Below are 13,492 nucleotides of genomic sequence, written 5' to 3' on the forward strand. Positions count from 1 at the left end.
GGTCGCGCTGTCGCTCGGCACGCCCGCCGGAACCTGGCTGGGCAATCTGATTGGCTGGCGAGCCTCGTTCGGCATCATGTCGGCCCTGGCGCTGCTGCTGGCGGCCTGGATCATGGTCGCCGTGCCGGATCGTCCCGGACAGCCGGACACCGAGCGCCTGCCACTGGCCAAGGTGTTCAGCATGAAAGGCGTGCGCCCCGTGCTGTTTGTGGTGCTGACATGGATGCTGGGGCACAACATTCTCTACACCTATATTGATCCGTTCCTCACACAAGCCGGCCTCGGTGAGCGGGTGGATCTGGTGTTGCTGGTGTTCGGCGTCAGTTCGCTGGTGGGCATCTGGATTATTGGCCTGCTGGTGGACCGTTGGTTGCGACGGCTGTTGTTGATCAGCCTGGCGGTATTTGCGGTGACTGCGCTGGTATTGGCCATCGCGACTGGGGCGCCTTGGGTGATTTATGCCTGCATGGCGGTGTGGGGACTTTCATTTGGCGGCTCGGCCACGCTGTTGCTGACTGCGGCGGCGGATTCTGCGGGCGAGAACGTGGATGTGGTGCAAGCGATGCTGACCACTTCCTGGAACGTGGCCATCGCCGGTGGTGGACTGTTTGGTGGCCTGTTGCTGGATCGAGTGGGGGCGATGTCGTTTCCCTGGGCGCTGCTGATTTTGTCGCTGGTGGCCTTTGCTACGGTTTTTGTTAATAGCCATTACAGCTTCAGGTCGGGGCGGCGGGCGCACTGATCCGGACAAATCCTGTGGGAGCTGGCCTGCCGGCGATGGCGATGTGTCATCCACATCAATCTCAATACACACCGCGATCGTAGGATCGCCGCCACACCCTATCCAACTTCGATATAACGATAGTTCGCATCGATATAAGTAGTTATAAGAAAAATCGCTATGCTGCTGACCAGTTTTTTCCTGCGGTTTGTGTGGGCGATTTATGGATTTCGGAAACCTCGGTTTAGTCGTTGCAGGGTTGGTAGTCGGTTTTATCGTCGGCATGACCGGCGTCGGTGGTGGGTCTTTGATGACGCCTATCTTGCTGTGGTTCGGCGTCAATCCCGCCACGGCGGTGGGCACTGACCTGCTGTACGCGGCCATCACCAAATCCAGCGGCGTCCTGGTTCACCGCAAAAACAAGAATATCGACTGGGTAATCACCGGCTGGCTGACCCTCGGCAGCGTTCCGGCGGTGGTCCTGACGTTGTGGTTCCTGAGCACGCTGCACAGCTCTCCGGATGCCATGAACGCCGTCATCAAACAGGCCCTGGGTTTTGTACTGTTTGCCACTGCTCTGGCGATTTTCTTCAAGAAACGTCTGCTCGATTTCGCCCACAAACGGGCTGGCGGTAACTACAACCCCAGCGGTCCGCGCCTCAATGTGATGACCGTCATTACCGGTCTGGTTCTCGGCACCATGGTCGCCCTGACGTCCATCGGCGCGGGCGCCCTGGGCACCGTGGCGTTGTTCATCCTTTATCCGCTACTGCCAACCCGACGCCTGGTCGGTACCGAAATCGCTCACGCGGTACCGCTCACCCTGGTCGCCGGCCTCGGCCATGCGAGCATGGGCAACATGGACTGGCACGTGCTGGGCTATTTGTTGATTGGCTCGCTGCCGGGCATCTGGCTGGGCAGTCACCTCACCGGACGGATCTCCGATGAAGTGCTGCGACCTTGTCTGGCGACCATGCTGGTATTGATTGGTTACAAACTGGCCTTTTAGCCGATACCACAGATGTAAATGTAAAAATCATGTACTAAAGCCCTGATGTTCAGGGCTTTTTTATTATTGTCACAGGTCAATATTTTCTTGCGCTATCGTTTTACTGCTAGCCTTGTAACGGCTGTTTCATGCCATGCTGATTGATGGAGAGGTGCCTATGATTCATCGTGCATGCAACTACAGCTTCGTCACAAAAGTCCGCGCCTGATACAGCGCAAAGCTGCTAAGTACAATAATGACGGCGACGGCGAGCATGTCGGCCCCCGGAAAACCCCAGAACTCAGACATCGTATTTCCTTAATGATAATAGTAAGTGGCAACAGCCGTCAGGCCAGCGCAGTGTCGTGCATGCGTTGGCGACCAAACTCATTAACCCTGAACTTGAACAACACTCGGCCGGCACCAAAATAGGCGTGGTCATCTAATTTTTCCTCGACACTCTCGATGATGCCGCTGGAGAACAGGTCCGTCAGGGTGACGCGGGTGTTGCCGCGCCAATAGGCGCCGCTAAGTCCATATTCATTCAGTAGCGCATCGGTGATTTGCCAGTCCCAGATGCCGACGTCGTGCTGGTCGTTGATCAACTGGAGAATGCGGCCCTTCATATGCAGCTTATTCATGGCTTGCTCCAATCATTACGAGTTAACAGCATCAACGGCGGTGCCAGGTTTTTTGCGGTCGGTTGATACGGCGCGCACTACATCCAGTACCTCATCACTTTCGGTGAACATCACAAACCCGCCCGCCACAAACAGCACCAAACCCGCCAAGAAGTTCCACTCGGGAAATTTAAGCGTGAAGACGCCGAGGAAGATCACCGCAAACAAACCATACAGCGCGGCAATTGCCTGTCCGCGGCCGACGCCAATCAGAGGGAATGACTTGTACCAAGAGACGTAGCAGAAGGCGAAAGTCACGCCTGCTAACGTCAGCCAGCCGATGGCGGCCCAATTGAATGTGGCGACCACTAGTTCGACTACCGGTTGATCGGTAAACAAATAGATGGCCGGCAAAATCAGTGCGACCCAATACAGCACTTCAGCGGTAAAACGCACCGTAATGCCTATGTCCGGGTCGGCAACATCTAACCCGCGACCGGCAATTGCGCCCTCTACACCCCAGCCAATAGCAGCCATTGCACCGCCTAGATAGCCCAGCCAGCCGGTGTCACCGGTGCCGGTTATTTCAGCAATGATGCCGGGTGCATACACCGTCACGCCCCCCGCCAAGATGATGAAAATACCCAAGGCTGCGCGCCGGGTAATTTTCTCCTGGTACCAGAGCCTGGCCAGTGTTGCGCCGATGATGGGGTACATCAACGCGGAAATGGCCGCGAAGGCCCCGCCGATATAGCCGATCGCCAAGTACGAGCCAAAGATGGCAATCGGACCGCCAAAGATGGCGCCGATGAAGAACCACTTGGAGATGTAACGCATCTGTTTGATGGTGCGAACGTACTCGCCCCACTTGCCCAGTACCCCGTTCCAAACGAACAGGAAGAACAACACGGCGACGGCGTTAAACGTGGTCAATACGGCAGCTGCCAGCAGGAACTCGGCATTGGTGTCGTACTTCAGGTCTACATAGGGTGCCTCGAACCACACCGCGGAGCCTGGCACATACCAAGCCCCCCAGAGCACGGCGCACCACAATGCCCACATAAAACCCCAGCGGATGCTGCTGGTAGTGAAGCGCGACCGTGCCTGGCTAAGGCTTGGTTGATTCATGTAGAAGCCTTTGCTGGCTTCGATTGCTTGTCGTGCAGGAAGGCTTCCAGTGAATCGTCCATCGCATCCATCCACGGCGTGTGATGCACGGGCGCCATGGTGCCGGTCAGCGTGGAGCGGTAGCTTTTGTTGCGATAGCCGAGGATGTCCGCTGCTTTGTGATGTTCCCACTCCTTGAAAATATCAGCCACGGTCAGAACGTCGAAGGGCGGGTAATCGGTCGGCTCAAGCAGGTCGAGTATGTAGGCAGCCTGATAGTCGATGGCTTCAAAGGGATCGGCCACTTGCTCTTCGCGGGCCACCCATTTAAGGGTGTCGCTGGCCATGGCTTGTTCCGCTGGCAGCTTGATGCGGCCAAGCATAATGTCCCGGGCATACCAGGCTTGGGCATCGAACATGTTGAAGGTGTAATACTGATCCTGCATGCCGAGGAACATGAGCTTCGGATTGGCCAAAGACACTATGCCTTTGTACAAGCCTTCCGGGTAAAGCCGGTTGCGCGTAGTCAAAGTCAGCTCGTTGGGCAAGAACGGGAAGTGATGCTGATACCCGGTGCACAGGATGATCGCATCGACCTCTTGGCTGCTGCCATCCTTAAAGTGTGCGGTCTTGCCGACCACATGGGTGAGCAACGGTACTTCGGCAAAGGATTCCGGCCAATCAAAGCCCATTGGCTTGGTGCGATAGCTGAAAGTAACCGACTTGGCGCCGTACTTGTGGCACTGCGTGCCGATGTCCTCTGCGGAGTAACTGCTGCCAACCAGCAGCAAGTTTTTGCCCTGAAACTCGCACGCATCGCGGAAATCATGAGCGTGCAATACGCGACCTGGGAACTGCTCCAAGCCTTCGAAGTAAGGTGCGTTGGGGGTCGAAAAGTGCCCGGTGGCGACGATGACGTGATCGAATTCTTCGGTGATCAGTTGGTCTTGCTTCAGGTCGCGCACGGTGACTGCGAACTTGCCGGTGTTCTCGTCATAGGCAACCCAATGCACCGCGGTATTGAAGCGGATATGCTGGCGCACGTTGCTTTTGGCTACGCGACCGATGATGTAGTCACGCAACACGGCGCGCGGTGGGTAGGAAGGAATCGGTCGGCCGAAGTGTTCTTCGAAGCTGTAATTGGCGAACTCCAGGCATTCTTTGGGGCCGTTTGACCAAAGATAACGGTACATGCTGCCATGGACGGGCTCGCCATACCGATCCAAACCGGTGCGCCAGGTGTAATTCCACAGACCGCCCCAGTCACTCTGCTTTTCGTAGCAAACGATCTCGGGGGATTCAGCGCCGTCGCAACGGGCGGCTTCAAAAGCACGTAACTGTGCCAAGCCGCTAGGGCCGGCGCCAAGAATGGCAACTCTAAAAGTCATAAAGACTCCTTTCTTCAGGCGGATCATCGCGCGCGGGATCTTGGCCCTGGCGACGACTGAGCGCGGAAAAGAGTGACGCTCGTACCGGTAACGGTCGGGCAATCAAGCTCTGCAGTGATGCGCAATAAAATCGGCTTAACCGATGGCGCAATGTGATGAAGGCTGCATCTGTCGGTGAAACAGAAGGCCGGGGGTGGGCAGGCCACCATCAAGCGAGGGTTCTCGAGAAAACGCTGGAAGGCAGCGTTCGATCCGGTCAAACAGGAGAAAAAGTGCTTGAAACCGGTCAGAACGGTAACACACCTGGCGTAGGAAGAAGCCTTTTTCCTGCAATACCCATTGATGATGGTGGGAATCGTAGGGGCCAACCTATGTTTTTCCATCAGGTGCAGCACGTTCATGAACGTGCTGCTTTCGCAGACAGGAGCGCTGAAAATCAGGCGTGCGAACTGGCGCCTGGCGGCACTAACCTCTCTGAGGGACTCGTGGGTCAGGTCGTTGGGATCAGGCGCTTCATCACAGTGATTTCGAGTCCATCGTCATCCACCGTATCCTCGACGACTTCCCAACCCAGACGGGCATAAAGTGACTGGGCCTTGTCGGTATAGAGATAAAGCTCGGCGATGCCCAATGCCGCCGCCTCGTTGACGATGCGGGTCACCAATTGCGAGGCAATGCCCCGGCCGCGGTGTTCGGCCTTGACATACACACCCGCGAGCCACGGCGTCAGATCCGGGCGGGACGCCAGGTCGCTGTCGATCAGCAGGGCGCCGCCGAGCAATTGTGCGTCTTCGATGGCGACGACAACCGAAGGCACTGCACCTTTGCGACAGGCCGCCCGCATGCGAGCGGTCCTGGCTTCCAGGGTGTCGTTGGGACGGTATTGACCCCACTCGTTGAAATTGAGCTCGGCCAACTCGCGGATGAGCCTCGGGTGGTCGCACAGGTAGTCGATTTGCATCGCGGTTGAAGCTCCTTTTCATGGCGCCGGCTTGTCGTGCGTCGACCATAGAATGTTCGGTTCAGGTAATCAACCGCGCGCAGAGTCGCGGTTGCGCAATGACCGCCCTGACCTAAGCTTTGGTCTAGGTGAAACACAATTGCGGTGCGTTACCCGGAACAATCACCGCGATGCGCAATCATTAGAGCGTGGATTACAAAAGGAGATGCGCATGCTCATCAGGTCATTGACCCTGACTACCTTGCTGGTTCTTGCCGGCCCCTTGCTCGCCGCTGATGGCGACTCACCGCTGGACATGGACAAGGGGCGCGCGCGACCGCTGATTGTGATCGCGCCCAGCACGGTGGACCCGACGTGGGTCAGCCTGAAAAAATCGTTGGAAGATCCTGCGAACAAACAGGGTTTCACTGAGCGCAACATGGTGCTGTATTCGGTGATCAACACCATGGGCCAGCGTGAAGGCAAGGACCTCGACCCGCAAAGTACGATGGCGCTGATTCGTGCGCTCAAGCTGGGGGCGGGGGCGCAGACCAAGGTCATTCTCGTGGGCAAGGATGGTGAGAAGAAACTTGAGCAACTGGGGACGGTAGACCTGAAGGAGATCTTCAGCACCATCGATGCCATGCCGATGGCTGAAAAAGAAGCTGCGGCAGCAGCAGTGGCGGCTCCGGCCGCAGCCGAGCCAGTCAAAGGCGCCAAAGGCGCAAAACCGGCCAAACCGGCCAAACCCACCAAGCCACCGGAAATGCCCGACGACTGAATACGGACCTTTGTGGCAGCTGGCGAAGCCTGCGTGTATTCACGGGCGAAACGCATTCCTTGGCAGCTGAGTACGAGCGGGGCGACGATCAAGGAATACGGTAGGCCGAGCGGCAATTAACCCGGGCTCGAGTCCGCGCCAACAAAAATGGGCGACCTCCATAGGTCGCCCATTTTTTTGTTCACACTAATTGCTTGTTCTCGATCAGGGTGCCAACACGCTCAGAATCGAGTGGGCGATTTTGATACGCTCCGGATTCGGGTAGTTCTTGTTCGCCAGGATCACGATGCCAATCTCTTTGGAGGGCACGAACGCCACGTAGGTGCCAAAGCCGCCGGTCGAGCCGGTTTTATTGATTAGCACGTTCTGTGGCTCAGGTTGCGCAGGGTTGAGCCCGCGCACTTCATGCGCCTGCATGGCCATTTCCGTTGAGTTTCCCGCCAGTAGTTGTTCCAGGGTAATGGGGAAGTCGTAAAGCTCCCAACCGAGTCCCTGAGTCATGTTGCCGACGGTGTAGTACCCAGTGTGAGTGGTCGCGATAGCCTGTTGCATCGGTGCTTCCAGCTTCGCCGGTCGCATGTTCGCCTCGACATAGCGCAGCATGTCGACGGCGCTGGTTTTCACCCCGTACGCCTCTGCATCCAGCGCTCCCGGGCCGACTCTGACCGGTTTGTCCGCCTTGTTATAGCCTTGGGCGTACCGCGCCATTTCGGCCTGGGGGACCTTGAGCCAGGTATCGGACAGGCCCAGTTTTGGCAGCAAGGTCTGTTGCATCAACTGGTCAAATGGCGCGCCCATGCTCTGCGCTGCCAGATAGCCAAACAAGCCCAGGCTCGGGTTTGAATACTGCCTGTGGCTGCCAGCGGTGTAGGTCGGCTTCCACTGCTGGAAATAACCGACCATCTTGGCGGACGAGTCGGCATCTTCAGGAAACTGCAACGGCAGGCCACCGGCGGTGTAGGTGCCCAGTTGCAGCACGCTGATGTTGTCGAAAGCGCTGCCGCGCAATGCTGGGAGAATCTGGCTGGCCTTGTCGGAGAGGGACAATTTGCCGCTGGCCTGGGCATAAGCGGCGAGGGTCGCGGTGAAGGTTTTGCTGACCGAGCCTATTTCGAACAAGGTGTTTTCAGTGACGGCCTTGCCGGTTTCCCTGGAGGCTGTGCCGAAGTTGAAATAATGCGCTTGGCCTTTGTAGGTGACGGCGACGGCCATGCCCGCGATGTTCTGTTGCTGCATGACGGGTGTGACGGCGTCCTTCACGGTGGCTTCGATCTGCTGATCGGTGGGGGCCGCGGCGATACAGCGAGATGTGGCGAGGAGCAGTCCGAATGCGCTGCAGGCCAGGGTTTTACTGAGGCTAGAGGTGTGCATGAGGGGTGGTTGTCCTTGGTGTTTTCGAACAGTGTACAGGCTGGGAGGGGAATGAATCTTGAGGAAGCAAAGCTTTGAAAATCTCGCAGAAACGAAAACGTCCTTTTTTTCGTGGTTCCTGCCGGTGGCGTGCTCATGCAGCATCCCTGGCCTGCGTGGCGAGTTCAGCCTCTCGTTTGGCGATCGCGGATTCCAGTTCTGGGGAGCGTTTGGCCCACTGCTCGGGAGGCAAAGGTTTTGACCACTCGATGATGTCGGGATAAGTAAGGTCTGGTGGCGGGTACAGCTTCTTTCTTTGCAGATAGGTAGCGAGAGGCGCATTGAAGATAAATACGCCAAATACACCTTCCCATAGCAGGGTCAAAACCCAGCCACGCTCTTTGGCTTTATCTTTCATGTAATCGATGTAGTAACGCAGGTTCGCGCCTGAGTTAAGGGCTGCGGCCTCCGGTGCGGCTTCTGGCCCAATCTCCATGTAACTGCGCATGCACTCCCACAACGCCATCGCCGTGGTGCCGCCACCACAGTTGAAGCCCAGCGAAAAGTGCTTGTTGTCTTCCTTGGCCAATGGGTCCGGGTTTTCGAAACCAATGATTAGTAAACCCATCGTGGCTTTACCGGCCTGGCTGACCGACGACTGCTGGGTGGCGGCAGCCGTCACGGTTTCTCACGGGACGATCCAGTACTGGCCGTCGTCGCGGGGGACGCAGACTTCTCGGCGCTGGCGATTGAAGCGCACGGGTAGGGGCACTTCGCGAAATAGGCCTTGGATCAAAAACATTGAAGGAATACCGATGATGATTAATGCCCCAATCCAGATCATTCCAGGCTCAGGTGTGATGTAACCCGCAAGTACAAATACCATCAGCGTTGGCCACATCACCATCACCGCCGAACCGATGCTGTAGTTGCCTATATCAAGAAACACCTCGTTCTTGCGCCAAATGGTGTTGAGTACATCACAAGGCTTTTGTCCGGTAGGAATCGGTAACGGCGCCAAATAGTCATTGCGCGAAAGCATGCGTTTTTTCGAGGTGCCGGCCGCTGGCGTGCTCATGCTTTGTCCTTGGGTTGCAGGTAAATGGCGCCGGGGTGGTCCTCGCCGAGCGGGTAGTTCGGCACACGATCCAGGTGCGGCGTCGGGTCCGCCCGCAGCGCTATCACGTCGGTGTAGTGATTGAGGGTAAAAGCGAGCCCTCGTTCGCCACCGATAAAGGTGCTGGCGCCGAGTATCGCGGTCAATGGCGTGCGATAACGCAAGCGCAGGGAGACGGTGCTGGGGGTTGTGCCCAATACGTCTTTCAGCTCTTTAAAGGGGCCACTCAAGCGTAAGCCCTGTCCTTCCTGGTGCGGTATCCACTGACAGCTGCTGCTGGACAACCAATGAGGGGGCATGTCTCGCCAGGACCGCGGTATTTTGAAGTGCTGGAACGGGCTGTTCTTGATCAGGTCGCGGTAGGCCTGGGTGTCCACCGGATCACCGACCATGCTCAGTTCCAGATAGACACTGCCGGGCTCGGCACCAGGCAAGTCGATGGTCAAGGCATTGATGGAGCTGTCGAAAGCGAGACCGGAAGGGCCACTGCCACTGGTCGATTCCGAGCTGCTTTGCATGCTGACCCGAGGTGAATAAAGGATGAGGTACAGCCGGTCGAGTTCGGCCAGCTGGGCTTTGGGGCCGACAGGTGCCAGATCGATCGCCCGCTCTTTTGACCAGCAGCAAGAACTCAGGAAGTTTTGCAGCGGGGTTTGCTTCCAGAACGTGGTGATCAGGTGCAGAACACCCAGCACGAGAATGAGCCAGCTCAACGGCCCCATGTACAGCGTGTAACGCAAGATGGCGACTTCGACGGTTATTGAGCCTGCCAGGGCGCGGGCGGTGTAGCCAACCCCTAACAGCGCTTGGGCGCCGTAGGCCGCTATTTGTCCACCGACCACGATCTGGCGCATTTGCAGCCACGGGTCGACTTGGCCTTGGGCGTTTTCCAGTTGTATTTGCAGGGACTTGAACTCTTTTAACGCGGCAAAGGCCGACAATCCACCAATCACCCCACCAAACAGGGTGAGTGTGGGTATGCTTCCGATCCTGCCATCTGGAAGCTTTAAGGACATTTCTTTAACCCCCATCCCCTTCCGCACCTGGCTATCCACCACCGCCACCAACGACGACGCCGCATACAACGTCGCCGACAGCGTGTCATTCACCCGCTGACTGTCCATCCCCTCCAGCGCCGCCGCCTCACGCAAATAGTTATGCGCATTCAGCACGTTCAACAACAACGCCGCCAACGGCACCACCCCACCGCTGTTGGCCACAACGGGTGAATTCACAATCCGTCCCACACGCCCCGAACCAATGGCCCTCCCGGTCTCCTTCGCCCAGTCACCCAGCGCTTCGGCCTGTTGCCCCAACACCTTCCACACCTGCCGGCCGGCCTCGTTGACAAGCTGCAAACGCGTGTCGCTGCCCAGCCGCGCGGCGATGAGGACGCCCATCCAGGAGCCGCTGAAAGCGCCGTTCCCCTTGAGCAATAACAGCGAAGCCGCCAACCGGTTGACCAACACGCTCCAGTCGCTGCTCACGACTCGGGCCATGGCCGCGATGTCATTCAGGACCCGCGAGCTCAACGGTGCCAAGGCCTGATGAGTGGCGCTGATGTTGTCCGAGGCCAGTGCGGCCATCAACTCGCCCAGGCGAGAGGTGTTGTTAACCGCCGCATCGATTGAGGGCGTCCAGGCGTTGAACAGATGTTTCAGGGCACCACCATCCGCGGCACGCACGTAATCGGCGTATTGCTCGGCGCCCTGGGCGCGGATGCATTGAGCGGTCAGGCAACCGGTGGCCAGTTGGGTCAGCCAATGCCGCGTGTCCAGGTCATGATAATCGACAAACCAGGTGCCACTGACGGAGCGGTTGAGGTAAACACCCCGGTCGGCAAACAACGCCGTATGCCGCTGCTCGATCTGATGGTAATGCGCCGCTGCAGTCTGGGCGAACCAGGTATTCATCGCATCGAGGTCGATGTATTTGCTGACCTTGGCACTGAAGTGATGGTTGTTGAGGTTGGCATGCTTTTCGGCACGGTATTCGCGCACGACGAATTCCACTTCGTGGTACAAGTCCGCCGGAATAAAGGCCCGCACCGGCGCGACAATGGCCGCGATACGCGCATCGCGGGCGGCGGCTTCGGCCTGGGTGGGCCGGCCGCCGTATTGACGGGCCCGGGTTTCGGCCTGGAGTTCCTCATCCAGCCGATGCTGGGTGTCGAGCATGACCTGGCCCTGTTCGGGTGTGAGGGTGATGTCACGACCCTTGTAGCGGTAGCTGATGGACCCGGCCAGTTCGGCGCCATCTTCCGTGATCAGGCTGCGAATAAACCCGCCGATGCTCAGGCGTACGTTGTTATCACCTAGCCACTTTTCGTGACTCGCCTCGACCCCTTCCTGCTCATGGTTGATGTCACGCAGCACACCCAAATCGTCATCGAGGCAGGCAAAAACGCAAAAAAGGTCCCTGGCTTGGGCCTTGGCGCTGTCCAGCCAATCCTGGGTGCCCTGGCCGTCCCATGGTTCGGCGCTCCACTCGCCCGGCGCCTCGTCGCTGGCCTCGGGGTACTGGGCGATGACTTTCTCCCGCTCACGCAAGCGGTGCCTGGCATCGGTGTAGGCATTGATATTGCTCGTGGTCGGGTCTTTTATCGCCGTCGCGCCCAGCGCGTCTATATCTTCACCGCCCTGTTTTTGATCCGCTTTCATCGACCGGGCGTAGGTGGCCGGGATAAGCTCGGCCATGACCTGATCGGCTTCGGTCAGCGGCGGGCAATGAGGCGCCTGCAGCTCGTTGGCCACGGTGCGCAACGCCACGTGACGCATGTGTTCACGACGCTTGGCGCTGCTGTCACTCAGCGATTGGCAGTGCTCGGCGTTCAGAGGGAATTCGCTGTAGAGCATCCAGGCGTCGTGGACTTTTTCCAAGGCCAAGCCCTTCAGGGGAGCCTCAAGCACCAGCGTATCATCGTCGTCCAGTGCCTGTTCTTCGAGCTGGCCATTCGGCGAGACGCAATACCGTTTGAGGGGGCCTTTGTCTTGCCACAGATAAACAAACCCGCCCCGCAAGCGTCGTGCCGCCATCGGGCGGCTTTGCGTGGTTACGCCGGGAATACAGCAAGGACTGTCGGCCTTTTCTTCAGCCAAGGCATAGCGTACGGGGATCACGAACAGCTCGGATTGGCGGGCTGGGCACAGCGCCATCGGGCTGTTGATATCGATATGGGGATGAGCCTTGGCGGCGCGTGTCGCCTGAGCGGCTCGGTCGATCATCGCCAGTTTTTCTGCGCTCATACGCCGTACTCCTTGCCGGTGAGTTGCTGACGCGACATTTGGGCATCCAGGTTATCCAGCCGTTGCTCGGGCGATACACCGTGCTCGGCCAACAGGCTTCGGTAAGCGGCGTGAGCAGGTGCGTCGGGAAAGTCAGTGCCCAGCACCGCGTGGAAACGAGCCCAGCGCAGGACTTCGTCGATGGCGCTGTAACCATGAAGTCCAGCAGTGTGCTGGCAGTGAGCTGCCCACTGCTGCAGTGCAAAGGCGTCCAGTCCGTGCAGGTATTCGGAAAAGTACTGTTGGCAATGCTCGATCAACCGTTGGGCGAAGCGCTGTTGTTGGGCGGTGCCCAAGTGCTCCAGTTGTTCCGCCGACAGGATCAACCAAGGTTCTTGCGCATACACTGCAGCGGGTTGATCCGGGTTTTCTTGATGGATATCCAGTTCCGGGAGCCGTATCAGTCGCACCGGCCCCATCAAACGATCACGCTCGCAGGCGGGCAGCTGCGCTAGCCACAATGCCGCGATACGAGGGTCGTGGTAGCGGAACAGGACTGTGACATCCCCTTCGACCCGAACGTGAATCAGGCTACGTAGATGCTCAAGCACGACAGTTTCTTGCGCCTCGGACTCCAGCCAGACACCACATGTCGCGCTCCAGTCCCGAAAAAACGTATGAGCCAGCGGGCTATCAGGGAAAACCGACACCAGTACCGGCCCGGCTTCCTCCAACGAGCTATAGACGGTTGTCTGATAGAGCGATTGAAACGTTGAGCTGCCCAGCTGAAACAGACGCTCAGGCAGATGTTCGATCTGGGCTCGATCCAGCAGCAGGTAAGCCTGACTCATGTCGTCATCTCCGCCAGTTTTTGACACACGGCACAGATCGGTGCGGCCTGCTGGGCAGCCTGAGTCAATGCCTGTTTTTGTGCGGCCAGGGATGGCGCAATCAGCGCCTGCGCAGCCACCGGAACCAATGAAAGCGCGGACTGGACAGGCACACCGGCCACCGGAGCCCCACCTTCAACAATGGCCACACTGCTGAAGATCCCGCCGGGGTTGATCACGATGTGGTGACCGCCCGCCTTGAGCGTCAAGCTCATCCCCGCATCGATCACCACGTTGGCGGCGGTGACGTGGGCCTGCGAACCGGCCTGAATCACCAACGTGCCGCCTGCCGTCGTGCTGCTGTTACCAGCAATGGACATCAGCTCGTTGCCGCCGACCACGGTGTTGCGCACGCCTTGGGTGGTG

11 protein-coding genes and 2 pseudogenes are annotated in these 13,492 nt (G+C 58.3%); 3 read left to right on the forward strand and 10 right to left on the reverse strand.

Annotated features, from left to right (window positions below):
• Both L9059_RS29610 and L9059_RS29615 read left to right on the forward strand, forming a co-directional pair.
• Window positions 1–742, forward strand: a 742-nt coding sequence (locus tag L9059_RS29610) for an MFS transporter (RefSeq protein ID WP_247295005.1), incomplete at its 5' end; no start/stop codon positions are given.
• A 202-nt stretch (window positions 743–944) separates the two neighbouring features.
• Window positions 945–1,730 carry a sulfite exporter TauE/SafE family protein gene (locus L9059_RS29615; protein WP_247295008.1) on the forward strand — a complete coding sequence of 262 codons (786 nt, stop codon included), beginning with the start codon at window positions 945–947 and terminating at the stop codon, window positions 1,728–1,730.
• Between the two features lie 326 nt (window positions 1,731–2,056).
• Here the strand turns inward: L9059_RS29615 and L9059_RS29620 are convergent, their stop codons facing one another.
• The 5 genes from L9059_RS29620 to L9059_RS29640 form a co-directional block, all read right to left on the reverse strand.
• Entirely contained in the window at window positions 2,057–2,350 is a 294-nt protein-coding gene (locus tag L9059_RS29620; RefSeq protein ID WP_247295010.1) for a hypothetical protein, read from the reverse strand.
• 15 nt (window positions 2,351–2,365) lie between these two features.
• Window positions 2,366–3,457: a DMT family transporter gene (locus L9059_RS29625; RefSeq protein ID WP_247295013.1), complete on the reverse strand. Its 1,092-nt coding sequence runs from the start codon at window positions 3,455–3,457 to the stop codon at window positions 2,366–2,368.
• Window positions 3,454–4,824: a flavin-containing monooxygenase gene (locus L9059_RS29630; protein WP_247295032.1), complete on the reverse strand. Its 1,371-nt coding sequence runs from the start codon at window positions 4,822–4,824 to the stop codon at window positions 3,454–3,456. The genes L9059_RS29625 and L9059_RS29630 overlap by 4 nt, the downstream gene beginning before the upstream one ends.
• Window positions 4,825–4,847: 23 nt before the next feature.
• Window positions 4,848–5,225, reverse strand: coding sequence for a hypothetical protein (locus L9059_RS29635; RefSeq protein ID WP_247295035.1), 378 nt, complete (start codon window positions 5,223–5,225; stop codon window positions 4,848–4,850).
• Window positions 5,226–5,314: 89 nt separating this feature from the next.
• Complete coding sequence (locus L9059_RS29640; protein WP_247295037.1) at window positions 5,315–5,785, reverse strand: GNAT family N-acetyltransferase; 471 nt, start codon at window positions 5,783–5,785, stop codon at window positions 5,315–5,317.
• Window positions 5,786–5,996: 211 nt separating this feature from the next.
• Here L9059_RS29640 and L9059_RS29645 point away from each other — a divergent pair, with 211 nt between their 5' ends.
• Window positions 5,997–6,545, forward strand: coding sequence for a DUF4174 domain-containing protein (locus L9059_RS29645; RefSeq protein WP_247295040.1), 549 nt, complete (start codon window positions 5,997–5,999; stop codon window positions 6,543–6,545).
• 204 nt (window positions 6,546–6,749) lie between these two features.
• On the opposite strand, the gene ampC is transcribed toward L9059_RS29645, so the two are convergent.
• From ampC to L9059_RS29670, 5 genes and pseudogenes are all read right to left on the reverse strand, one after another.
• Complete coding sequence (gene ampC, locus L9059_RS29650) at window positions 6,750–7,916, reverse strand: class C beta-lactamase (RefSeq protein ID WP_247295043.1); 1,167 nt, start codon at window positions 7,914–7,916, stop codon at window positions 6,750–6,752.
• A 133-nt stretch (window positions 7,917–8,049) separates the two neighbouring features.
• Window positions 8,050–8,973, reverse strand: a pseudogene (locus L9059_RS29655) (hypothetical protein).
• Window positions 8,970–12,257, reverse strand: a complete 3,288-nt coding sequence (locus L9059_RS29660) for a toxin VasX (RefSeq protein WP_247295060.1) — start codon at window positions 12,255–12,257, stop codon at window positions 8,970–8,972. The pseudogene L9059_RS29655 and the gene L9059_RS29660 overlap by 4 nt, the downstream one beginning before the upstream one ends.
• Window positions 12,254–13,087, reverse strand: coding sequence for a DUF4123 domain-containing protein (locus L9059_RS29665; protein WP_247295109.1), 834 nt, complete (start codon window positions 13,085–13,087; stop codon window positions 12,254–12,256). Before L9059_RS29665 ends, L9059_RS29660 begins: the two co-directional genes overlap by 4 nt.
• Window positions 13,084–13,492, reverse strand: a pseudogene (locus L9059_RS29670) (type VI secretion system tip protein VgrG); the annotation flags it as partial. The pseudogene L9059_RS29670 and the gene L9059_RS29665, both read right to left, overlap by 4 nt.

It is taken from the genome of Pseudomonas violetae, assembly GCF_023072615.1.
Classification (GTDB): domain Bacteria; phylum Pseudomonadota; class Gammaproteobacteria; order Pseudomonadales; family Pseudomonadaceae; genus Aquipseudomonas; species Aquipseudomonas violetae.

Bases quoted from the DNA above. Each gene is read 5' to 3' on its own strand.
- L9059_RS29665 (WP_247295109.1), bottom strand. From the start codon at position 13,087: ATGAGTCAGGCTTACCTGCTGCTGGATCGAGCCCAGATCGAACATCTG.
- L9059_RS29640 (WP_247295037.1), bottom strand. From the start codon at position 5,785: ATGCAAATCGACTACCTGTGCGACCACCCGAGGCTCATCCGCGAGTTG.
- ampC (WP_247295043.1), bottom strand. From the start codon at position 7,916: ATGCACACCTCTAGCCTCAGTAAAACCCTGGCCTGCAGCGCATTCGGA.
- L9059_RS29625 (WP_247295013.1), bottom strand. From the start codon at position 3,457: ATGAATCAACCAAGCCTTAGCCAGGCACGGTCGCGCTTCACTACCAGC.
- L9059_RS29645 (WP_247295040.1), top strand. From the start codon at position 5,997: ATGCTCATCAGGTCATTGACCCTGACTACCTTGCTGGTTCTTGCCGGC.
- L9059_RS29620 (WP_247295010.1), bottom strand. From the start codon at position 2,350: ATGAATAAGCTGCATATGAAGGGCCGCATTCTCCAGTTGATCAACGAC.
- L9059_RS29635 (WP_247295035.1), bottom strand. From the start codon at position 5,225: ATGAACGTGCTGCACCTGATGGAAAAACATAGGTTGGCCCCTACGATT.
- L9059_RS29630 (WP_247295032.1), bottom strand. From the start codon at position 4,824: ATGACTTTTAGAGTTGCCATTCTTGGCGCCGGCCCTAGCGGCTTGGCA.
- L9059_RS29660 (WP_247295060.1), bottom strand. From the start codon at position 12,257: ATGAGCGCAGAAAAACTGGCGATGATCGACCGAGCCGCTCAGGCGACA.
- L9059_RS29615 (WP_247295008.1), top strand. From the start codon at position 945: ATGGATTTCGGAAACCTCGGTTTAGTCGTTGCAGGGTTGGTAGTCGGT.